1 pseudogene is annotated in these 253 nt (G+C 65.6%); it reads left to right on the plus strand.

The window, feature by feature from the left end:
- A pseudogene (locus tag ADK57_RS19320) lies at positions 1–253 on the plus strand (glycoside hydrolase family 32 protein); the annotation flags it as partial.

Genomic DNA, 253 nt, shown 5'->3' on the forward strand with positions numbered 1-253 from the left:
AAGGTCCAGTGGTACGCGCCGACGAAGAGCTGGCTGATGACGGTGTCGCTGTCCGCCGAGCACAAGGTGCGGTTCTACTCGTCCAAGAACCTCAAGGACTGGGAGCTGCAGAGCGAGTTCGGGCCGGCGGGCGCGACGGGCGGCGTGTGGGAGTGCCCCGACCTGTTCCCCCTGGCGGTCGACGGGGACAAGAACAACATCAAGTGGGTCCTGGTCGTCAACATCAATCCCGGTGGCATCGCGGGCGGTTCGG

The organism is Streptomyces sp. MMG1533 (assembly GCF_001279775.1).
In the GTDB taxonomy this organism is placed as follows: Bacteria; Actinomycetota; Actinomycetes; order Streptomycetales; family Streptomycetaceae; genus Streptomyces.